13 protein-coding genes are annotated in these 21368 nt (G+C 63.8%); 5 read left to right on the forward strand and 8 right to left on the reverse strand.

Going from position 1 to position 21368, the window contains the following annotated elements; genetic code table 11:
* Window positions 1-11: 11 nt before the first annotated feature.
* From imuA to AC6H0N_RS07165, 3 genes are read left to right on the forward strand one after another with little or no spacing between them, the layout of a single operon-like run.
* Entirely contained in the window at window positions 12-707 is a 696-nt protein-coding gene (imuA, locus tag AC6H0N_RS07155) for a translesion DNA synthesis-associated protein ImuA (RefSeq protein WP_497573410.1), read from the forward strand.
* Entirely contained in the window at window positions 643-2073 is a 1431-nt protein-coding gene (locus AC6H0N_RS07160) for a Y-family DNA polymerase (RefSeq protein WP_497573411.1), read from the forward strand. Before imuA ends, AC6H0N_RS07160 begins: the two co-directional genes overlap by 65 nt.
* Window positions 2074-2103: 30 nt before the next feature.
* Window positions 2104-2655 (forward strand): hypothetical protein, encoded by a 552-nt coding sequence (locus AC6H0N_RS07165; RefSeq protein WP_497573412.1) that lies wholly within the window; start codon window positions 2104-2106, stop codon window positions 2653-2655.
* Window positions 2656-2759: 104 nt separating this feature from the next.
* Here AC6H0N_RS07165 and AC6H0N_RS07170 read toward each other — a convergent pair whose 3' ends face one another.
* From AC6H0N_RS07170 to ada, 5 genes are all read right to left on the reverse strand, one after another.
* Window positions 2760-3221, reverse strand: coding sequence for a hypothetical protein (locus AC6H0N_RS07170; RefSeq protein WP_497573413.1), 462 nt, complete (start codon window positions 3219-3221; stop codon window positions 2760-2762).
* 679 nt (window positions 3222-3900) lie between these two features.
* Window positions 3901-4929, reverse strand: coding sequence for a hypothetical protein (locus AC6H0N_RS07175; protein WP_497573414.1), 1029 nt, complete (start codon window positions 4927-4929; stop codon window positions 3901-3903).
* An 83-nt stretch (window positions 4930-5012) separates the two neighbouring features.
* On the reverse strand, window positions 5013-5612 hold the full coding sequence (locus AC6H0N_RS07180; RefSeq protein ID WP_497573415.1) for a DUF4145 domain-containing protein: 600 nt from the start codon (window positions 5610-5612) through the stop codon (window positions 5013-5015).
* Between the two features lie 325 nt (window positions 5613-5937).
* Entirely contained in the window at window positions 5938-7740 is a 1803-nt protein-coding gene (locus tag AC6H0N_RS07185) for a M61 family metallopeptidase (protein WP_497573416.1), read from the reverse strand.
* On the reverse strand, window positions 7737-8858 hold the full coding sequence (gene ada / locus AC6H0N_RS07190) for a bifunctional DNA-binding transcriptional regulator/O6-methylguanine-DNA methyltransferase Ada (RefSeq protein WP_497573417.1): 1122 nt from the start codon (window positions 8856-8858) through the stop codon (window positions 7737-7739). Before ada ends, AC6H0N_RS07185 begins: the two co-directional genes overlap by 4 nt.
* Before the next feature lie 189 nt (window positions 8859-9047).
* On the opposite strand from ada, the gene AC6H0N_RS07195 reads away from it, so the two are divergent.
* Window positions 9048-11861: an autotransporter family protein gene (locus tag AC6H0N_RS07195; protein WP_497573418.1), complete on the forward strand. Its 2814-nt coding sequence runs from the start codon at window positions 9048-9050 to the stop codon at window positions 11859-11861.
* A gap of 3 nt (window positions 11862-11864) precedes the next feature.
* On the opposite strand, the gene AC6H0N_RS07200 is transcribed toward AC6H0N_RS07195, so the two are convergent.
* Window positions 11865-12809 (reverse strand): helix-turn-helix domain-containing protein, encoded by a 945-nt coding sequence (locus tag AC6H0N_RS07200; RefSeq protein WP_497573419.1) that lies wholly within the window; start codon window positions 12807-12809, stop codon window positions 11865-11867.
* 179 nt (window positions 12810-12988) lie between these two features.
* Here AC6H0N_RS07200 and AC6H0N_RS07205 point away from each other — a divergent pair, with 179 nt between their 5' ends.
* Window positions 12989-16144 (forward strand): error-prone DNA polymerase, encoded by a 3156-nt coding sequence (locus AC6H0N_RS07205; protein ID WP_497573420.1) that lies wholly within the window; start codon window positions 12989-12991, stop codon window positions 16142-16144.
* A gap of 6 nt (window positions 16145-16150) precedes the next feature.
* On the opposite strand, the gene AC6H0N_RS07210 is transcribed toward AC6H0N_RS07205, so the two are convergent.
* Both AC6H0N_RS07210 and AC6H0N_RS07215 read right to left on the reverse strand, forming a co-directional pair.
* Entirely contained in the window at window positions 16151-18304 is a 2154-nt protein-coding gene (locus tag AC6H0N_RS07210; RefSeq protein WP_497573421.1) for an EAL domain-containing protein, read from the reverse strand.
* A 26-nt stretch (window positions 18305-18330) separates the two neighbouring features.
* Window positions 18331-21324: an ATP-binding protein gene (locus AC6H0N_RS07215; RefSeq protein ID WP_497573422.1), complete on the reverse strand. Its 2994-nt coding sequence runs from the start codon at window positions 21322-21324 to the stop codon at window positions 18331-18333.
* Between the last annotated feature and the right edge of the window lie 44 nt (window positions 21325-21368).

The following is a 21368-nucleotide window of genomic DNA, read 5'->3' on the forward strand; positions in this document are numbered from 1 at the left end:
CGGGAGATGCAGTGGCCCTCGCCCTTGAATCACTGCCCGCCGGTCTGGTGTGGACCGGCGAGCACCTTGCCCGCCCCGCAGCACCTGGCCTGCCGACCGGCTTCGCTGCGCTCGACGCCCAGTTGCCGGGCGGCGGATGGCCGCGCGGCAGCATCGTCGAACTGTTGCTCGACACCCCCGGTGTCGGCGAAATCGAACTGCTGCTGCCGCTGCTTGCACTCGCCGTCGCACCGTCGCTGAACCTGTGGGTAGCTCCGCCCTGGCTGCCCTATGCGCCAGCGCTGGTCGCGCGCGATATGGCCCTTGAGCAACTGCTGGTGATCCGCCCCGAAACGCGCGCCGCCGCGCTGTGGGCGACGCGTCAGGCGCTCACTTCAACGGCCTGTCACTGCGTGCTGGCTTGGCTCGATCGTCCCGACACCGCAGCGTTGCGCCGCCTGCAACTGGCGGCTGAGGATTCCGGCACGCCGCTGTTCCTGTTCCGCCCAGCTCAGGCCGCGCGTCAGCCCTCCCCGGCCAGCCTGCGCCTGCAGTTGTCCGGCGCTGCAAACGGTCTGCGCGTGGACATCCTCAAACGCCGCGGCCCGGCTGCCGCTGAACCAATCTTGCTGCCACTCGAACGCCCCTGGAAATCGCCTCACCATGCTGTGGATCGCCCTTACCTGCCCCGATCTGGCCCTCCAGGTATTCACGCGCGGATCGCCTGACGACACGGCGCTGGCAGTGGTCGACTACGGCCCGCCGGCGCGCATCGTCGCGGCCAACACCGCCGCGCAGGATCTCGGCGTAGCTGCGGGCGAACGCCTTTCCGCCGCACGTGCCCTGGCGCCTGACATGCTGCTGCGTGAGCGTAATGCCGCGCTTGAAGCCGCCACGCTGCACGAGCTTGCAGCCTGGGCCGGGCGCTTTACGCCAGCCGTCAGCCTCGCTCCACCGCACACGCTGTTGCTGGAGGTTGCGGCTAGCCTGCGCCTGTTTGGCGGGCTCGATCCGCTGCTGGGCGAATTGCGCCACAGCCTGGCCGAACTTGGCCTGCACGCAAACATTGCCGCGGCACCCACACCGCTGGCCGCGCATTGGCTGGCGCTGGCACGCCCCGACACGCTGCTTGCAGACAACCCCGGCTGGCAGAGCGCGCTCGATGCCCTGCCGCTGGAGGTCGTGTGCGCCGGCAGCGAGGTTTCAAACGCCACACTGGAACTGCTCAGCGGCATCGGCTTGCGCAAGCTGGGTGAAGCCCGCCGTCTGCCGCGTGAAGGCCTGGCGCGGCGCCAGGGCACGGCGCTGATGCGCGCCCTGGCGCTGGCGCGTGGCGAAACGCCCGACCCGCGGCCGCGCCATGTGCCGCCCGCGCAGCACACGGCCTGCATTCCGCTGCCGGTGCCGGCGGACACGGTTGAACCGTTGCTGTTCGTCACGGGGCGCCTCATCGCCGGCCTGACCGCCTGGCTCGATGGGCTGCAGGCCGGTTGCGACCGCTTTGAGTTGCTGCTCGATCACGAAGACGGCGCCACCACCCGCCTCGACATTGTCAGCGGCTCGCCTTCGCGCGACGCCAGCCGGCTGATGCTGCTGGCGCGCGAGCATCTGTCCGTGCTGAATCTGCTCGGCCCCGTCGAAGCCGTGCGCCTGTTCGCCGATGCACCGGTGGCCCGCCCCGGCCACACGCCAGACTTGTTCGGTGACGCCGGCCAGGTGCGCGAGAACGTCACCCTGCTGCTCGACCGCCTGCGCGCCCGCCTTGGTGACGAGGCGCTGTTCCGTCCCGCGCCGTGGCCTGATCACCGGCCGGAACGGGCCTGCCGAAAGTCACCGGCAATGGGTCGGCCGACAGCGCAGGCTTGCCCGGCCGGCAATCGCCCGGCCTGGCTGTTGGAAACGCCGAAACCTCTGATTTCACTGCATGGCCTGCAACTCGTGGCCGGGCCGGAGCGCATCGAATCCGGCTGGTGGGATGGCGACGACGTGTGCCGCGAATACTTTGTCGCCCGCAGCCGCGAAAACGCGCTGTGGTGGGTGTTCCGCGAGTTGCGGGGTGATGGCGGTTGGTACGTGCACGGCTATTTTGGATAGACTGCCGGCACATTCCAGCACGGCCACACCATGTTCCCCTTCCCGCAGCGCCGCCCCGACGAAATCGAAGGTGATTTCCGTCGACGTCAGGCTTTTCGTGCCCTGATCATCTTTCTGATCGCCCTGCCGCTCACCCTCGCAGCCTTTCGCAACATCGGCCCGGTGTGGGCGTTCATCGAGCCACTGGAAGGCTTCTGGCTGCAGCTCACCACCACCCTGCTCGGCGCAGTGCTGGCCGGTTCGCCGTTGATCACCGCGGTGGCGGGTGTGCTGGCCGTATGGCACGGTGTTGAAAGCATCGAGCGGCCCCGCAGTCGCGCAACGCCGCTGCTCGACCGGCTGATCATCGCCCTGGGTCTGCTGGTGTGGTTTGCCCCGGCGGTCGGACTGCTCGGCATGGCGGCGCGCGCCATCGCCACCGGCAGCATCGCTTTCCGCCGCCCGGCGCGCGAGTACGTGCTGGCGACCGACCCCATCGCCTTCTGGCAGAGCATGGGCTTCATTCTCATCGTCGCCGTTTGTGTGGCGTATCCGGCTTGGCAATACTGGCGGCGCAAGTTTGCGGCGCGCGACGGGGCTTAATCGCAGTCCATCACGAGCGTGACGTGATGACAACCGTAACGCCCCGGTCCGGCTCAGGCGCGCGCCGCCTGCTCAGCGAGGGGTTCGTCGGCTTGAGCTGATGGTTAGACCTTCTGCTTGATAAAGGCCAAGCGAGATACCGCATGATTCAACTCTGCCTCGTCTTTCAGAGACTGTGACAGTCTCTCAGCTAATTCAACCAGGACTAGGCGAACATAACCTGCGATTTCCAGACATTCGGCGTCACTGCGCGCATGTACACCGTCACTGAGCGCATTGTGTAGCAATAAGAGCGGGTTATGGCCGTTGATCAGCAGAGCCTGTGGAATGCCGTGCTTTACGCTGGCCAGCGCTTTGCTAAATTGCGTTTCATCTCTTGCAGCTTCGAGCTCACGGCGCGCCTCTTCATCGACGCCAAGCTTCTCCGCAACTTCAATTATCTTTGAGATAATTCGGCCTTTTTGATCTTCAACGACCCGTCGGTAGTAGACAAACGCTCCAAGCCCTAAGCCTTGGTTCTCACAGCGCCGCCCTTGCAAGAAAAGTTCGCGATCAGGCCCGATCATGCTTATTAAACGTGCTGGAGTCGGAGGGCCGAATGCTGGGACCTCACCAAACTTTACAACCTGCCCAGTTACAGCACCATCATGATGGTGAGCACGCAAAGAAAATATCTTGATGCTCTCTTGGCAGTTCGAACATCTATATCGGATATAAAGATTGGTCCACTGCGTTGAAATCGACTGCGGCTCACTAATGCAACGATAGAACCTAGGGCCGTTGCAGGAATCATTCGAGCAGTGCATTTGAAGCTGAGGCGTTGCTATTGCGGTCGAGTAACCTCCTGATCGCATCCTCGTATTGGGTACCGAGATATCTACGACCGACTTGACTTGGTTTGGGGGAACGCTCTCGAGGACCTCTGAAAATGTCAGAGCAGCATCTCTACTATCGCTTGGTTCTCTGGACTCGTTGTCCGAGGAGTCTTTCATGGCCCATATTCCAGGTTAACGTTTGACTTGAGGGGCGGCCGGAGCCGCTGGCGACGGGAACCCAAAGCGAAGCTCTGGACCGTACGTTCCAGATCGGGTCTATGGTTTAGACCAGAATAAAATGAAGACCTGCCTCCAATTCCGTTGGGGGCTGCTACCGAGGTTCAAAACACATTTTTATTTTTATATCTAACGATGCTGAAAAGGGGCTCGGAGCCAGCTTTTCGGCGGAGCGTCTCTTTTTGTCGAAGAGTTAGCCCTCTTCATTCACAAGGCTGATAGCTTCGTATTCAGCTGCCCAGCTCTCTACCTCCTCGCTGTCCTCTCCGTAGACAACACGTAACCTAAGGTCCTTCGGCCACGAGGAGCTTGCTGTGGTTGCGATTGGAACTTCATTGGCTCCGGCAGGTAGGAAGAAGACGACTCCATCGGTTAGTCCCGCTGTGCGAAGACTTGCTTCGAGCTGGGAGGTAGCAGCCTCCTTAAGGACTTCCTCTTCTCCGTCGTGGACGAGCGGTTCTCTCGTTTCGATAGCGACAGACGTGCCGTCTGCGCCAATAACCAGATCAAACACAGCTGGCTCTGGATCCCCGACCAACGAGAAGTCTTGCTGAACCGTCAGTTCAGGAGCAACCCGCTCCAAGAATGCGACGATCTGCGCATTCGTTACCTGACGCGGGTGCATCGACATGTCTTTGAAGTTGGCAATGTAGTGGTCTGCGAACGAGGCAAGAAGTCGCCAAACCTTCTCAATTGGCGGCATGGCATCGAAGTCCTTGATGCGTTCCCGTGCTAGAACGGCAGCCCGTTCAAGTGAGCGAAGCTTCTCCAGATAGGCGACTCGCTCAAGCATCTGATCCAGCAAGATACTGACGAATGCACAAACGTTGACTATCGCCAGAAAGCTCTCTTGCTCAGTAAAGAAGAGCTGGTAGTCGTGAGTGGAGGGATTGCGCCAGTTCTTGCGATAGTTAGTCAGCTGGTCAATGACACGGGGTCGAAGCGCATTGCAATTCAACAGGTACTCTTCAATTTCGTTCGGTGTTCGCCTGTCTGCAGATTCGCCAGCCAGCAGGATGTAAGCCTCCTTGAGAATGCCTTCAAACGCATGATTTGTGCGATAAATAGAATCTGTGAAAAGATGCTCATCCCGAGTTGCCGTTGCACGTTGATGATGCCGCTCTGCAAGTTCGATATGAGTTAAAACTGATTCGATGCCCCGCGCTCCCTTCCAAGAGGGATTCGCACTGATCTTTGTCTTGATCTGATGCAATAGGTCCATAGTTGCGCACGAGGGCTAAAATTTGAACTGAGCGGCCCGCGCGGCGTTTCGCGCAAGTCCGATGGAATGATTGGTTAGACCAATCATGGTTGCGTAGGCACCATGCTTGGGAACTCATAGATAAATCGAAGAAGCATCTCGATAAACGAGATCAGGTCACGGGCGTCTTGTTCCCCCATGACCGCGATTTCATGAGTTGCCTCGTTTCCTTTCTTTCGGATGTGATCGACCCAGTGTTTTCCATTGGGCGGTACAAACCCTTGGTCTGCAAGATAGTTAACGTACTCAATGAACTTCAGCCCTTCGGTTGCGCCCTGTTGGACGGCGATGTTCATCAACATCTTGCGGCACAAGAGTACCGCGCCTGTAAAACAGTTCTTGCTAGATGAGCGCCGCGCTTCTTCATAGAGCGCATATAGGTCAGGCGGAACGTGCTGAACTGGATTTCCGAGCGCCGGAGTTGGGTATCGGTTTCCATCTGGGCTAAAGAAACTGGGGCCACCGCAATTGGGGCAAACGTACAAACCACCCACTTGTCGTCCACTGGCATCGTCGTGATGGCCAAGCTTGTAACCTTTGATTGACGACACCTTCGTATTGCAAAAACCGCATACAAAGGACTGATTCGGTAGATCCTGGAGCCTGCTCCAGTTCGCGGCGCCTTCAGGGAAGAAACGATTCATTGTGGCCTCGTGGCTAACTTTGATTCATGCCGATAACTTGGTCGTTTATCTCCATACGCTGGCGGCTCCGACTGCCTAAAAAGCGCTTTTTTTCGCTGGTTTCAGGTGTGATCGTATAGGTATCTAGAGTCATAAGCCGCCATGCAGGCCATCGTCCTGCAGCTTCCATGCAGCGATCCCGGCTGTTGCTTGAACAATACGAGCGCATGCATATCCGCACTTCCCTCAGAAGATCGAACAAAATTATGCGTTCCACATCTTAGTGTACTTTCCCTACAGCCGCACTCGTCACCGATGTGATGGGGCCGCCGAAGTAACGACCTTCCTAACTGTCGAGCCAACCCTGCCGTAGTTTGCGCGCAGCGGCCGGCGGTTTGCCGTGCAGCGTGAGCTTAACGGCGTCCGCCGGCGCTTCAGCCAGCCTCACATCGAACTCCCTCAGCTCATCACGCCGGAAGGCGTGGACTCGCAGCTTGTCGCCCGCCTTGCGGCGCGACAGCATCGCATCCAGGTCGCTACCCGTGACCTTGAGGCCGTCGAGCGCCACCAGCACGTCACCGGCTGACAGGCCCGCCACCTGCGCCGGGCCGTCGTCGAACACGGCTGAGATCTTCGCTTCCTTGCCCGAGCCCATGCGCACGCCCAGCGTCGGGGTGGCCGACGCCGCCGTGGCCTTGTAGTCCACACCGAAAGGCTTGAGCAGGCGCGCCAGCGGCAGGTCGGCCGTGCCGTTGACGCTGCGTTTGAGGTTGTCGGTGATGCGCTTGGCGGCTTCGGGGGAAATGCCGGAGGCGACTTCGGCGACGGCGTCGAACAGGCCGTCTTCTGCTACGCCAACGCCGGTTTGGCCGTGCTTCTTCCACAGCAGGCGCATGACGTCGTCGAGGCTGGTCTTGCCGCCGCTGGCTTCGCGCAGTTGCAGGTCCAGCGCGAGCGCGATCAGCGAGCCCTTGGCGTAGTAGCTGACTACGGCGTTGGGGGCGTTTTCGTCCTGGCGGTAGAACTTGGTCCAGGCGTCGAAGGAGGATTCGGCCACGCTCTGCTTGAGGCGGCCGCTGCCGCGCAGCACGCGCGAGATGGTGGCGGAGATGAGTTCCAGGTAGTCGGCCGGCGTGATGACGCCGCTGCGTACCAGCGCGAGGTCGTCGTAGTACGAGGTGATGCCCTCGAAGGCCCACAGCAGCTGCGTGTAGTTCTCCTGCGTGAGGTCATACGGCGTGAAGGCCGCCGGCTTGATGCGCTTGATGTTCCAGGTGTGGAAATACTCGTGGCTGCACAGGCCGAGAAAGGTCCGGTAATCCTTGCTCTGGCCGACCATGCCGGGATACGGCAGATCCTTGCGGCTGGCCAGCAGAGCGGTGGAGGCGCGGTGTTCGAGGCCGCCGTAGCCGTCGCCGACGATCATGGTCAGGAACACGTAGCGGTCCACCGGCGCGGGCTTGCCGAAGAGCTCGATCTGCCAGGCGCAGATCTTTTCGAGGTCGGTGGTCAGGCGCTTGAGGTCGCAGTCGTGACGGCCGGTGATGACGAAATCGTGCTTGGCGCCGCCGGCCTTGAAGCGGGTGTGTGTGAACGCGCCCATCTCGACCGGGTGATCCACCAGCTCGTCGTAGTTTTCCGCGCGGTACAGCCCGAAACCGAATTCCTTGGCCGCGCCCTTCTCGCCTTTGGCCGTGCTCAGCGCGGTGGCCACACGCCACTTCGCATAGGCTTTGCCCTTGGGCGGGCGGATGTCGACGAGGCAGGGTTGATCCTCCTGCCCGGCCACGCACAGGAACACGCTGGTGCCGTTGAAGAAGGCGTGGGTCTGGTCCAGATGCGCGGCGCGCACCGACAGGTCCCAGGCGTAGACGTCGTAGGTGACGTTGAGCGTTTGTCCGGCCGGCACTTTCGCCGCGCGCCAGGTGTGCTTGTCGAGCTTGGTGAGGCGCACCGGCTTGCCGCCCGCCTCGGCTTCCAGCGTGACGATGTTGCGGGCGAACTCGCGGATCATGTAGCTGCCGGGAATCCACGCCGGCAGGCTGAACTGCTGGCCGGCGGGATCGGGCTGCGCGACCGTGCAGGTGACGCGGAACAGGTGGGCTTCGGGGTGATGCGGCGTGATCGTGTAGCGGATGTGCGGCGTCATGAGCTTCCTGCGGGTGGATCCTTGGGTGGCTCATTGTAGCGAAGCGCATCGGCCCGTTCGCGTTCAAGCAGGGTCTGCTTGCGCGCCACGCCCCAGCGATAGCCCGACAGACCGCCGTCACTGCGCACCACGCGATGACACGGTATCGCCACGGCCAGCACGTTGGCCGCGCAGGCACTGCCCACCGCCCGCACGGCTTCGGGTGCGCCGATGCGGCGTGCGATCTCGGCGTAGCTCAAGGTCGTGCCGGCCGGGATGTCGCGCAGGGCCTGCCACACGCGCTGCTGAAAGGCCGTGCCGCGGATGTCGAGCGGGAGATGGGTGCCCCGGCTGGGTGTCTCGATCAAGCCGACGATCTGCGCCACGCGCTGCTCGAAAGCCGCATCGGCACCGATCAGCCGGGCCTGCGGAAAGCGCTGCTGCAGTTCGCGCAGCAGTGTCTCGGCATCGTCACCCAGCGAGATGGCGCAGATGCCCCGCTCGCTCTCGGCCACCAGGATTGCACCGAGCGAGCATTGCCCGAGTGCAAAGCGGATGTCCGCATCCGCCCCACCCGCGCGATAAGCGCTCGGCGTCATGCCCAGCAAGGCCCCGGCCTGCTCGTAGAAGCGCCCGCTGGAGCCGTAGCCGGCATCCACAAAGGCATCGGTCACCGAAACCGCACTGGCCAGCGCCTCGCGCACCCTGCCCGCCTTGAGCGCGCGGGCGTATTCACGTGGCGAGAGGCCGGTGACGGCCTTGAACACACGCTGCAGGTGCGACGGGCTCCAGCCGGATAGCTGCGCAAGCTCGGTCAGCGTCGGTGTGGATTCGGCGGCGTCGATGTGCCGGCACAGGGCAGCGACCCGCGCGGCATCACGCTCGGCACGCGGCGGCAGATCCGGCCGGCAGCGCTGGCAGGGGCGAAACCCGGCCTGTTCGGCCTCCGCCGTGCTGGCGTGAAAGCGCACGTTTTCCGGGCGCGGCGTGCGTGCACCGCAACTCGGGCGGCAGTACACGCCGGTGCTCGCCACCGAGTACCAGAAGCGCCCGTCGGCAGCTGCGTCGCGCGCCAACACGGCTGCCCAGCGCGGATCGCTGGCGGTGTCTTTGGCGCTGCGGCGGCTGTTTGCCTTCATCGGATGCTCCACGGGGGGTCTCGGGGCAGATGTTTCCACAGTCTCTGCGCGCCGGCACTCCGTTGTTTGCTTTTGAATCCGGCGCCCGTAAAGCCGCACACGCCACTGCACTTTTGCGGAAAGCGGATAGCGGCGCCTTGCCTGCCTCCCTAGATTGGTCCCCTTTACCGATTTCAGGACAAGGCCAAGATGGTGACAGCAGCAACGACTGACTTCGCAAGCGAAAGCGTGCTTGCCAGGGCCATCCGCAACATCGGCAGCCCCATGGGGCACAAGGCGCGCCGTGCGACCGTGTCCTTGACCGCCGCCTGCGCGTTGTTTGCCCATGCGCCGCACGCACTGGCGGATTCATTCGTGATCACCAATGGCCAGGACGTGACGAGCCTGCAGGAGCTCGACGGGGACAACGAGACCGGCATCATCGAGGACGGCGGCAGCGTCACTAGCGGAGTCGATGTGCGGCCCGCGGTGAGCGTCAGCGGTGCGAACGGCACGATCGAGAACAGCGGCGTTGTTCGTGCGACCGCCGAGGATTCGCGCGGCATTCGCGTTTTCGGCGCGAACGCCACCATCACGAATACCAGCACCGGCAGCATCTCGACGGTGGGAGCGAATGGATATGCCATTCAAGCGTCGGGCGACGATCTCGTCGTGCGCAACTACGGCAGCATCAGCACGACCGGAGGGAGCGCTGATGCCATTCAGAGCAGCGGCCTCAACGCGGACATCCGCAACGATGGGGATATCCACACCACCGCCACGCGCGCAGACGGTATCCGCTCCACCGGTGATGACGCCACGATCCTCAACAACGGCAGTATCCGCACGGAGGGAACCACGATCAGCGGCATCTGGTCGAGCGGCGTGCGCGCCACGGTCACCAACCTTGGCAGCATCACCATGACAGGGGGCGGCTCCCGGGGCATTGCTTCGCAGGGCGCCGATGCCAACATCCATAACGGCGGCAGTATCAGCGTGACAACGGGCTCGTCGTATGGCATTTCCAGTCTCGCCGACGGTGCCAGCATCCGCAACAGCGGCAGCATCGACACTGCAGGCGACAACTCGTATGGCATCGCCTCGGAAGGCGACAACGTCCTTATCGACAATAGCGGGCAGATTCATACCACCGGCTATCAAAACTACGGTATCCGTACCCAGGGTGCGAACCAGATCATCCGCAACAGCGGCAGCATTCGTACCGAAGGCGAGCGTGCGTACGGGATTATCACCACCTACCCGCATGCGGGTATCGACATCCTCAACAGTGGTGACATCATCACGCTTGGCGGGGATGCGCACGGTATCTACTCGACATCCGAGAATATCGCCGCCATCGTCGACAACAGCGGGCGCATCAGCACCGCCGGGCCGTTCGCAAACGGCATCAACTCCGCAGGGGTGGAGGCCCGCATCACCACCAGCGGCCACATCACAACCACTGGCGGCGCGGCCCACGCAATCAACTCCTCGGGCGATGACGCCACGATCAACACGAGCGGCAGCATTCGCACCTTCGGAGCGCAGGCCTATGGCATCCGCTCCGAAGGGGCCAACTCCCGGATCACCAACAGCGGCAGCATCATCACCTCGGGCGACGAGGCAGACGGCATTCGCTCGGGCAACATCAACGTCGTCATCGACAACAACGGGCACATCGCTACCACCGGCGACGAGTCGCACGCCATCAACGTGCTGAATACCAACGCCATGATCAGCAACCGCGGCAGCGTGCGTACCTCAGGCAATGAAGCCCATGCCGCTTTTCTGGATGGCGACGATGCCACGCTCGACAACGCGGGCCTGATCTCGGCTGGCGGCAGCGGGTCCTTCGCCATTCTGGGCGGCTTCGGCACCCAGACCGTGAACGTTCTGGCGGGCTCTCGAATCGAGGGTGCGATTGATCTGGGCGACGGCGTGGATACGGCCAATATCCATGGCGGTGCTGGCTCGGCAGTGCTCACCTTTGCCAACACAGAGAACATCAATCTGCACATGGACAACGCCGTGCGCATCGGTGACAGCGTGGTGGTGGTTGATCCGACAGGTGAATCCGTGCTGGGCCATACCCTCTCGGCCTTGACCAGCGGAGCCCACCGCAGCATCAGCCAGCGCAGCGGACGCACGCCCGCCTTCAAGCCGGTGCAGGTCGCAGCCACGGAACTCGCGCCGGGTGCGCTGCATCAGGAACAGGGGCCGAGCGTGTGGGGCCAGGTGTTCGGCTATAGCGGCGAGCGTGGTGCGGAAGCGCAGGTTCAGGGCTACGACCATGACTACCGCGGCTTCATGGCCGGCCATGAGCAAAGCTTTGGCGACACCCGCGTCGGTTTCGTGGGTGGCGTGGCGCGCAGCAAGACCGACAGTGATGCGCACAAGCGCGACAGCGACAGCCTGTTTGTCGGCGTGTATGGCCACTTCGATCTGGGCGCGGTGCAGCTGACGGCATCGCTGCTGGCCGGGCGCGAGGAGCACGACGGCAAGCGTGCCGTGCTCGACAATATCGAAGGGCTGGAGACCGCCCGCAGCAACACCGACAGCTACTTCATCAGCCCGTCGCTGACGGTCGGCAGCGCTTTTGTCGTGCGGCCTGGTTTCGAACTGCGCCCGTCGGCCACGCTCAGCTACACCGCCGCACGCTACGACGCGTACTCTGAGCGCGGCACCACCAACGCCAACCTCGACGTGCGCCGCCGCAGCCTGCAGACGCTGGCTACCCGCGTGCAAGTCGAAGGCGCATGGCAGATCGACAGTGGCGAACTCACCGCCCGTGCAGGCGCCCTCTCCCGCCGCGGCAACGCCGGCGACGTGAAGGCCAGTCTGGCTGGCAGCAACTTCCGCTACGGCGCGGCGTCGGACAGCCGCGTGAGCGGAGGCTTTGTGGGCGTAGGAGCGAGAATTGAACTGAACGAAAGCCTGGAGCTGGTTCTCGATGTCGAGCACGCCCGTCTGAGCGGCGATGAAAACGCCTTCAGCGGCCAGCTGAGCCTGCAGTACCGCTTCTGAACATCAGGCTGCGAGCGTAGCCGACGGGCTTTCGGCGAACAGGCGACGGTATTCCTGCGCAAAGCGCCCGAGGTGCAGGAAGCCGAAGCGCATCGCAACCTCTGTGACGCGCGTGGTGGCTGGATCGGCCGCGCGCAGCGCGGCGCGCACGCGGTTCAGCCGGCACAGGCGCAGATAGGTCAGCGGCGACATGTCCACATAGGCCCTGAAGGCGTACTGCAGGGCGCGCTCGGATACGCCCAGCGCGGCGCACAACTCGACGACGCCGGGAATCACATCGCCCGCCAGACACTCATCGACCCACTCCCGCGCCTTGCGACAGACGTGAAAGGCGCGCTCGCGCTCGACCGGCGAAACTTCGGCGCTGCTGCCCTCGGCCGCTTGCAGCACGACATGCATCAGATCCGTGGCAAGGGGTGAATCGGGCCTATGCAGTTGATGCTCGACTGCTTCCCGCAACGCGGACTGCTGTGCGCCCTGCAGTGGCTGGATGTGTTGTGGCGCCTTTTCCCACGCCGCCGGATCGAGCGTGCGCGCGGCCGCGAGGAAGTCCTGCTGGCTGAAGCTGATGTAGGCCGTTTCGGCGCCCGCGGGCACATACAGATCGAACTCGGTGTCGGCCGGCATGAAGAACACCGTGCCAGCGCTTTCAGCGCGCAGTTCGGAGAAGCGGAAGCGTGGGTCCGGCGTGCAATACGACAGCGTGCATATGTCGGCCGGTGTGACGCCAAGCTTCTGCACCGCCGTGGCCTGACGCTCTCGCACAATCTGCTGCGCGCCGAAATCGAGCGTGTCGACCTGGGCCAGCTGGCGCCCGTGGCCGAGCTGATAGCACTCCATCGGAATCCACGGCTGCAGCGCAGCCTGCATGGCGGGGTCTTCGACCACGGCGCGGCGCAGCGACTGCGAGGCAGTCACGCTTGACGCTGCGGTGTGCGATCCCGACATGAAGAATTCCCGGAAGAGGCTTCTGGTGGTGTTGCTGGAGATGCCCGAAGAGGAAGCATAGCGGCAGCAGTGCTGTATTCCGCCTGAATTTTGGCTCCGGCAAGGAACCTCGCCACGTTGGCGCGTGCCTGGGTTCGTTCGATATACTGTATATAAAAACAGTTATCGAAACATTGTTCATGTCCCGTCCTGTCGAACTCCACTGTCTGAGCAATTTCAGCTTCCTGCGCGGTGCCTCGCACCCCGAGGAGCTGGTGCAATGCGCGGCACAGCTGGGTTATGCGGCGCTGGCGCTGACCGACGAGTGCTCGTTTGCCGGCATCGTGCGGGCGCATCGCGAAATCAAACGGCTGGAGCTGCCAACCCGGCTCATTGTCGGCGCCGAGATGCGGCTCGTCGACGGGCCTCTGCTGGTGCTGCTGGTACGCGACCGCAGCGGTTATGCCGCGCTCTCACGGCTCATCACTCAGGCCCGACGTGCCGCCGCCAAGGGCGAATACCGGCTGGCCCGCGAAGACCTGACCCACGGCCTGCCCGGTTGCTTTGCGCTGCTTGTGGCGGAGGATGCAGCCTCCGCCGAAGCCGACGCGATCTGGCTGCGCAGCGCATTCGGCACTGACGCACGACTGGCCATTGAACTGGCCGACGGGCCGAATGACGCCGCGCGGCTGCACGCCCTGCTTCACGCCGCGGACGCTGCCGGTGTACCGGCATTGGCTGCGACCGGCACGCTGATGCACGACCCCGCGCGCCGCCGGCTGGCCGACGTGCTCACCGCCACACGGCTGCGCTGCCCGCTCGACGAAGCCGGGCTGGCGCTGGCGCCGAACGCCAGTCGCCATCTGCACAGCGCGGAAGCCCTGCGTCGGCGCTATCCACAGGCGCTGCTCGACGGGGCCTGCGCCGTTGCGGCGTGCTGCAGCTTCAGCCTCGACGAGCTGCGCTACGAATACCCCGACGGGCTTGCACCACAGGGCTACACGACTGCGAGCTGGCTGCGCAAGCTGGTCGAAGACGGCCTCGGCTGGCGTTATGGCATTGCTCCGCGCTCCGAGGCGGCGCAGGCGCGCATCCGCGGCCTGATCGAGTACGAATTGGCGCTGATCATCGAGCTTCGCTACGAGGCCTATTTCCTCACCGTGCACGACATCGTGCGCTGCGCACGCGAGCAGAAAATCCTGTGCCAAGGCCGCGGTTCGGCGGCGAATTCGGCGGTGTGCTGGGCGCTGGGCATCACCGAGGTCGATCCGGAGCTGGGCATCATGCTGTTCGAGCGCTTCATCTCGCGCGAGCGTGGCGAGCCGCCGGACATCGATGTGGATTTCGAGCACGAGCGGCGCGAAGAAGTCATCCAGTACATCTACGGAAAATACGGCCGCGAACGTGCGGCGCTGGCCGCCACCGTGATCCGCTATCAGGTGCGCGGCGCGCTGCGTGATGTCGGGCGTGCGCTGGGCTTTCCGCTGCATCTGCTCGACCGCCTGTCGAGCGAACACCAGTGGTTCGACGGTCGACAGGCCAACCCGGAGCGCATCCGCGCCGCCGGTCTCGATCCGGACGCGCCCAACGTGCGCCTGCTGCTCGAACTCACCTCCGAGCTGATCGGATTCCCACGCCATCTGTCACAGCACGTCGGCGGTTTCGTGATCGCGCGTGGGCGGCTCGACGAACTGGTGCCGGTCGAGAACGCGGCGATGGTCGACCGCACCGTGATCCAGTGGGACAAGGACGATCTGGACGCGGTCGGCCTGCTCAAGATCGACGTGCTGGCGCTGGGCATGCTCAGTTGTCTGCGCCGCACGATGGCGCTGGTGTCGGACTGGCGCGGCTGGCAGCTTGATCTGGGCACCATTCCGCGCGAGGTGGCAGGCGTGTACGAAATGCTGTCGGACGCCGATTCGGTTGGCGTCTTCCAGGTCGAGTCACGTGCGCAGATGACCATGTTGCCGCGCCTCAAGCCCCGGCGTTTCTACGATCTGGTGGTGGAAGTGGCCATCGTGCGGCCCGGCCCCATCCAGGGCGGCATGGTGCATCCGTATCTGAAGGCGCGCGAGCGTGAAGTCCGGAAGCAGCCGATCGACTACCCCAACTCCGCCGATCCCCGCGTGGATGCAGACGTGCGCAAAGTGCTGGAGCGCACGCTCGGCATTCCGATCTTCCAGGAGCAGGTGATGCAGCTGGCGGTGGTGGCGGCCGGCTTCACGCCCGGCGACGCCGACAACCTGCGCCGTTCGATGGGCGCCTGGCGGCGCAAGGGCGAACTGGAGCGCTATCGCGCTCAGTTGCTCGACGGCATGGCCGAGCGCGGCTTCGCGCCGGAATTCGCACAGCGCCTGTGCGACCAGATCGAGGGTTTCGGCAGCTACGGTTTTCCCGAGTCGCACGCCGCGAGCTTTGCGCTGCTGGTGTATTTCTCTTCGTGGCTCAAGCGCTTCCACCCCGCCGCCTTTCTGTGCGGCCTGCTCAACAGCCAGCCGATGGGTTTCTATGCGCCTTCGCAGCTGATCCAGGACGCGCAGCGCCACGGCGTGGTGGTGCGCGGGCCGGATGTCTGCGTCAGCGCCTGGGATTGCATGCTCGAAGCGGTGGATAACACCGTCCCGACACATGCCCTGCCCGTCCGCCCCGATCCCGCATCGCGACTAGGCTTGCGGCTGGTAAAAGGGCTGTCGCACGCAGCGGTGAAGCGCCTGCTTGCCGCACGCAGCGAGCGGCCCTTCGCTTCGGTGGACGATCTGGCCGTGCGCGCCAGGCTGGAACCCGCCGAACTTGGCAAGCTGGCGAGTGCCGGTGCGCTGGCTTCGCTCGCCGGCCATCGCCGTCAGGCGCTGTGGCAGGCCGCCGCCCTGCAGCACGGCGAAGGGGTGCTGGCGCAAGCGCCGGTGCATGAACAGAGCGCCGAGCTGGCGCCGCCGAGCGAAGGCGAAGCGCTGATTGCCGATTACGCCCGGCTCGGTTTCACGCTCGGGCGGCATCCGCTGGCGCTGCTGCGCGAACGGCTGGCCGCGATGCGTTTCGTGACGGCCACCGACATCATGAACTGCGCTGACCGGCAGCTTGCCCGGGCCGCCGGCATCGTGACCTGCCGGCAGCGCCCCGGCACCGCAAAGGGCACGATGTTCGTCACGCTGGAAGATGAAACCGGGGTGGTGAACGTGATCGTCAGCGTCGAACTGCTGGAGCGGCAGCGCCGCGAACTGCTCGGAGCGCGCTTGCTGGGGGTGTATGGCCAGATCCGGCGTGAGGGCAAGGTCGTGCATCTGATTGCCGGGCGGGTGCTTGACCACTCTGCCCTGCTCGGCAATCTGGCGGCACGCAGCCGGAACTTCCACTGATACGCTTCAGCTGCGCTGCTTGCGCACCTCATAGATGATCTCGTCGGCGCGACTCAGCATGCGCGGGTAACTGTAATGGTCTCCGGCTGCACAGGCCGTAATGCCGCAGCTGAAACTCAGCGTGAAGCCATCGGGATGGGCGCGTGCGTGATCCCCCACGCGAGTGCGCAGGCGGGCCAACAGGGCCTCGCCGCCCGCTGCATCGGTATCGCTGAGCAGGGCTACAAACTCGTCACCGCCGAAACGCCCGACCAGATCGGAGCCGCGCAGGGCATCGCGCAGGATCTGTGCAAACGCCAGCAACATGCGCTCGCCTTCCCCCGCGATGTTGTCGATGTCCCAGAAGCCGTCAAGATCGAACAGCATCAGCGTCGCGTTGCGCCGGTACTTGCCGCAAAGCGCCAGCAACTCGCCGGCGCGCGACTCGAAAGCATCACGATTGAGCAAGCCGGTAAGCGGATCGGTGACGCTGCGGGCGTCCACCTGCAGTTCGCCCTCGACCATGCTCGCGAGGTCGCGCAGGATTTCTTCATCGCGCTCGCCAAAGCTCCGCCGCATGCGGTCCATCACGCACAGCGTACCCACCCTGGCGCCGTCCGGCATGACCAGCGGGCAGCCGGCATAAAAGCGCAAACCGTCTTCCTTCGCGACCAGCGGGTTGTCGCGGAACACCTCGTCTTCACGCGCATCGGACACCAAGAACACCGCATCGTCCTGGATGGCGTGGGTGCAGAAGGTGTGCTCACGCGGCACCTCCGACAGCTCCAAGCCCTGCGCCGATTTGATCCATTCGCGCTCGGAGTCGATCAGGCCGACCAGCGCCATCGGCATATCGAGCAGACGCCGCGCCAGCCGGGTGATGCGGTCGAAACGTTCTTCCGCCGGTGTGTCCAGCACACCCAGACCGTGCAGGCTGCGCAGCCTGGCCTGCTCATCCATGCGACAGCGTTCGGCCACCCAGTTCAGCATGCCCTCGCCGTCCAGCGGTGGGCTGATCAGGAAGCCCTGCACCAGATCGCAGCCGATCTCACCCAGAAAGCGCAGCGTGTCTTCGGTTTCCACGCCTTCGGCGGTCGATTCCAGCCCCAGGCTGCGCCCGAGGTCGACGACGGATCGCGTCACGGAGCGAGACTCCTGCGAGGTACCGCAGGTCATCACGAAAGACTTGTCTACCTTGATCTCGGAAAACGGCAGACGCACGAGTTGCAGCATCGACGAGTAGCCAGTGCCGAAATCGTCGATGGCGAGCTGGAAACCCTTGATGCGCAGACGCGTCAGGAAACCCAGCGAAGCAGCCTGGTTGGCCATGGCGCTGGACTCAGTCAGTTCCAGCACGATGCGTTCGGGCGACACATCGAGCGCGCGCATGTGCTCGAGCATGCGTTCGAACAACCCTTCGTTGGTCAGCGACAAGGGAGAAATGTTGATCGACAGACGCAGGCGCTCAAGCCAGTGGCGCGACACCACGGCCTCAGGCGTCAACCCCCGGCCGGCGAGCAGGCTGGCAAACCAGTTGAGCGCCTTGTGCGATATCTGCTCGGTCAGGGCGTCGATGTAGTGGTTGGATTCGGCCAGCGCGATGAACTCGTCGGGAAGCACCAGCCCGTGGCAGGGATGCTGCCACCGCGCCAGAGCCTCAAAGCCGGCGATCGCGCCGGAGCGACAATCGATGCGTGGCTGATAGACCGGAAAGAACTGGTGAAGGTGCAAGGCCTCAATCAGATCACCGGCTCCCAGCGGCACTTCGCGGCCAGGTCCGGTTTGTGCAACCGGCGGGGTGACGTCCCCGATCTGCCGCAACAGCAGCGAACGCATCTGCGCCGGACGAAACGGCTTGTGGAGCACGCCGAGAATACGCAGACCGTTCTCGCTGGCGGCCCGGCTGGCTGCATCCAGCACGCGCTGACCGGAACCGCTGGTGATGATGATGCCGGCGCGGCAACCGGTTTTGGCCAGCGATTCCATGACCTGCACGCCGTCCATGCCTGGCATGACCAGATCAATGGCAATGCAGTCGGGGCTGAACTCGCGGAGTGCGCGGAAAAATTCATCCGCATCAACCGTGAGACGCACGCGGTAACCGGCTGTCTCGGCGATCCCTTCCATGGTGTGACCGACCATGGGTTCGTCGTCGAGAATGATGAGTCTGGGTTCGGACATCCTGTTCCCGTGCTCTCCTGGATCGGTCAGTGATCGAGCATTTCGCGCAACTTGTGCGCAAGCTCTTCAATGCGGAAGGGTTTTCCCAGCAGGCAAACCCCGGGGTCTACGCCACCACTCACGCTGAAGGCCTCGTCGGTATATCCCGAAACATACAGCACCTTCATGTGTGAGCACCGGCGCAGGGCCTGTTCAGCCACCTCACGCCCGCTCATGCCGCCAGCCAGCTTCACATCGGTCAGCAGCAAATCGTAGAAGCAACCGTCGTCGAGGCGTGCCAGCGCCGCGGGCCCGTCGGCACAGGCGGTCACTACGTAGCCGAGTTGCTGAAGGCAGGTCATGGTGTGCTCGCGCACCAGATCCTCATCCTCGACGAGCAGGATGCGTTCGTCGCCGCCGCGCGCGCTGACCCTTGCGATTGCCGGGGTCTCTGCCTCGGGCCCCGTTTCTGCCTGGCCTGCCCGCGGCAGATAGATGCGCACGCAGGTGCCGACCCCGCGTTCGCTGAGGATGCGGACCTGCCCGCCCGATTGCTTGGCAAAGCCGAAGACCATCGAGAGGCCGAGCCCGGACCCTTTTCCGGCGGGCTTGGTTGTGAAAAAGGGTTCAAAGGCTCGTTCAGCGACTTCGTCCGTCATGCCTTCGCCGGTATCCGACACGGCTACCACGACATAGTCACCCGCATCCAGTTCGAGCGAGCTGGCCTGACGGGCATCCAGTTGGGCGTTGTCGGTGGTGATCGTCAGCAGCCCGCCGCCGGGCATGGCATCGCGTGCATTGATGGCCAGATTCAGGATCGCGTTGTTCAGCTCGCTCGGGTCGACCACCGCCGTCCACAGAGCGGCATGGGTTTGCAGCCTCACGTCGATGCCGTCACCAAGCGTACGACGCAGCAACTCATCTACCCCTGCGAGCAGCGCGTTGATGTCCGTCTCGACCGGATCAAGAGGCTGTCTGCGGGCAAAGGCGAGCAGTCGGTGGGTCAGTTCCGCCGCCCGCTCACCCGCGACGCGGATCAGATCGACCTGCTTTCTGACGTGAGCGGGCAGGCTTTGCGGGTCGGTCATGTCGAGAATCGCGTCTGCGTTGCCAAGGATCACGGTGAGCAGATTATTGAAATCATGGGCCACGCCGCCGGTCAGCTTGCCGATCGCATCCATCTTTTGAGACTGGCGTAGTTTTTCTTCTGTTTCAATGCGTTGAGACACATCTTGAAAGTATATTGTCAAGCCGCTTTCGTGCGGGAATGCGCGCACGGCAAACCAGGTCTTGAGCGGCGGATAGAAGAACTCGGCCGTGACCAGCCGGTTCTCCTCACGCGCCTTGCGGTAGGCCTCGAAGGCCGGTGAGTCGGTTCCTTCGGGAAAAGCCTCCCACATGTTGCGCCCGAGCAATTCCGAACGCGGTCGCTGCAGCAGCCGCTCAGCCTCGGCATTCAGATAGGTGAAGCGCCACTCGGTATCAACCGCTGCCACGCCGTCGGAAATCGAGTTGAAGATGGTTTCGATCTGCGCCAGCGCTTCTTCGCGCCCTTGCATGGAACGCAGGTTTTCCAGCGCGACGGCGGTGAAATTGGCGAGTTGGGTCAGTTCCGCCTGATCGGCCGCAGCAAAATCACCCTCCTCCTTGTCGGAGAGCTGGATCATGCCGAGGTTGTGGCCGCTCTGGCCAACAATGGGCACGGCCAGCCAACCGCGCAGGGGCGGATGACGCCCGCTGGACGCGCCAAAGCCGCGCCATGCGGGATGCGCTTCAAGTTCGGCCTGCGTCAGGCACATCGGCTGATTGTGTGCGCACACCAGCTTGTAAATGCCACTTCCGTCAGGCGCCTCGTCATAGTTGCGCCAGGCGGCGTAGCGATCGGACAGCGAGATCGAGTGCAGGCTCTGGGCAAGTTCCTCGCCCACGGTGATGCTGGTGACGGCCTGATGGGCCTGTATCAGTTCCCGGGCCAGCGTTGTGGCACGGTCGAGCAGTTGATGTTCGTCGCGCGCCCGCGCAAGTTCGGAGGAAGCTGCGGCCAGCGTGCCCAAGCGGCGCACCCGCTCGTCTTCCCACATGCGTCGGCGGGCAAGATGTCGCGAGAGCATGGCGCTGGCCGTCAGGAACAACCCAATTACCAAGCCGGCAATGATGAGATTCAACACCAGTCGCTGACGCCACGGCGCGAGCACTTCATCCAGCCCGAGGCCGACCAGCACCAAAGCCTGGCGATCTCCGACGAAACGATGGCCGGCCAGGCGTGCCAGACCGTCATGGGGAAAGGCGATCAGGCCCTGACCGTGCGTGGCTTGAGTGATTCGCTTGAAATCGTCGCCGGCCAGCAGCGCGTGCCCTGCCCGGTCTTCGATCACGGGGCTGCTGGCAACCAGCCTGCCGTCACCGGAGAGCAGCCCGAAGAAGGCGTCTTCTCCAATGCGCAGGGAGTGGTAGAACTCAAACAGTTCATTGAGTGAAATCGCGGCTCCGACCGTGCCCTCGAAGCGCCCCTCGGGCGACTCGACGCGCCGCGACACGCTGATGATCCAGTCGCCCTCGATCCCACCGGGCCAGCCGGTATGCGGCGCTGAAGCCAACAGAAGCGTGTCGGGGCGATCGCGGTGATGATGGTGGCTGGCCATGTCCCCCAACGCGGTCGGGTCGACATCGGTGGGGCCAGAAGTGGTTACCAGCTTCCCCTGCGCATCCAGCACGTAGAGGGTCTGGATTGCAGCCGACGCAGCCTGACGCTGCACCAGCAGATCATTCAGGGCCTGCGGCGAGATCTGCTCAAGGCCTCCCCTTTGCCCCACTTCACTGACCAGGGCGACCAGGCTGGGGTCTAGCGCAGCCAAGGTCTGCCCGACGTGCGCTGCAAGCGCGTCGCTCAGATTGGTGGCTTCTTCAAAGGCGTGCTCCACGACGTGCCGGCGATCCACCACGGCCTGAAAAGCGATCAGGGCGCATAGCGCCGCTACCGCCAGGATGTTGATGAGCAGGGTCGGCACACCAGGAGGTCTGACGCCTTGAGTCCGATCCATCGGGTCTCCGCAAAAACGGCATTCGGTCGGGATATCGCCGTGGC

It is taken from the genome of Pseudazoarcus sp. NS34 (genome assembly GCF_059703725.1).

Coding starts and splice junctions, on each gene's coding strand:
- AC6H0N_RS07185 (WP_497573416.1), bottom strand. CDS start 7,740: ATGACGCCGCACATCCGCTACACGATCACGCCGCATCACCCCGAAGCC.
- AC6H0N_RS07170 (WP_497573413.1), bottom strand. CDS start 3,221: ATGATCGGGCCTGATCGCGAACTTTTCTTGCAAGGGCGGCGCTGTGAG.
- AC6H0N_RS07175 (WP_497573414.1), bottom strand. CDS start 4,929: ATGGACCTATTGCATCAGATCAAGACAAAGATCAGTGCGAATCCCTCT.
- ada (WP_497573417.1), bottom strand. CDS start 8,858: ATGAAGGCAAACAGCCGCCGCAGCGCCAAAGACACCGCCAGCGATCCG.
- AC6H0N_RS07165 (WP_497573412.1), top strand. CDS start 2,104: ATGTTCCCCTTCCCGCAGCGCCGCCCCGACGAAATCGAAGGTGATTTC.
- AC6H0N_RS07210 (WP_497573421.1), bottom strand. CDS start 18,304: ATGTCCGAACCCAGACTCATCATTCTCGACGACGAACCCATGGTCGGT.
- AC6H0N_RS07205 (WP_497573420.1), top strand. CDS start 12,989: ATGTCCCGTCCTGTCGAACTCCACTGTCTGAGCAATTTCAGCTTCCTG.
- AC6H0N_RS07215 (WP_497573422.1), bottom strand. CDS start 21,324: ATGGATCGGACTCAAGGCGTCAGACCTCCTGGTGTGCCGACCCTGCTC.
- AC6H0N_RS07200 (WP_497573419.1), bottom strand. CDS start 12,809: ATGTCGGGATCGCACACCGCAGCGTCAAGCGTGACTGCCTCGCAGTCG.
- AC6H0N_RS07160 (WP_497573411.1), top strand. CDS start 643: ATGCTGTGGATCGCCCTTACCTGCCCCGATCTGGCCCTCCAGGTATTC.
- AC6H0N_RS07180 (WP_497573415.1), bottom strand. CDS start 5,612: ATGAATCGTTTCTTCCCTGAAGGCGCCGCGAACTGGAGCAGGCTCCAG.
- AC6H0N_RS07195 (WP_497573418.1), top strand. CDS start 9,048: ATGGTGACAGCAGCAACGACTGACTTCGCAAGCGAAAGCGTGCTTGCC.